The following is a 520-nucleotide window of genomic DNA, read 5'->3' on the forward strand; positions in this document are numbered from 1 at the left end:
AGGACTGGTGACTGGGGTGAAGTCGTAACAAGGTAGCCGTACCGGAAGGTGTGGCTGGATCACCTCCTTTTAGGGAGACCTACCCATTGAAGAATCGAAAGTCGAAGGCGAATAGAGAATCAAATGGTCTACTCTAGGTCGATGACGTGAGATTGTGAAGTCTTTCAAACTAATATTTGGTTCGCGGGCTATTAGCTCAGGTGGTTAGAGCGCACCCCTGATAAGGGTGAGGTCCCTGGTTCGAGTCCAGGATGGCCCACCTGGGGGTTTAGCTCAGTTGGTAGAGCGCCTGCTTTGCAAGCAGGATGTCAGCGGTTCGAGTCCGCTAACCTCCACATTAGGTATTATCAGCAACTAGGAAAGACCTAGACTGCTGGTGAGAACCAGCCAGAACCTTGAAAACTGCATATAGATAGATAAGAGAGCCGAAATCGAAAGATAGAAGTAAGTGAAGAACCAAGTGGTCAAGCTAATAAGGGCTCATGGTGGATACCTAGGCACACAGAGGCGAAGAAGGACG

The 520-nt window shown here is 49.4% G+C and carries 2 tRNA genes and 1 rRNA gene; all 3 read left to right on the plus strand.

Going from position 1 to position 520, the window contains the following annotated elements:
• A 16S ribosomal RNA gene (locus NWP17_RS12265) occupies positions 1 to 70 on the plus strand; the annotation flags it as partial.
• 115 nt (positions 71 to 185) lie between these two features.
• A tRNA-Ile gene (locus NWP17_RS12270) sits at positions 186 to 259 on the plus strand.
• Between the two features lie 3 nt (positions 260 to 262).
• Positions 263 to 335, plus strand: a tRNA-Ala gene (locus tag NWP17_RS12275).
• Positions 336 to 520: the final 185 nt, after the last annotated feature.

The sequence above is a fragment of the Chrysosporum bergii ANA360D genome (assembly GCF_029891735.1).
GTDB classification, from domain to species: domain Bacteria; phylum Cyanobacteriota; class Cyanobacteriia; order Cyanobacteriales; family Nostocaceae; genus Umezakia; species Umezakia bergii.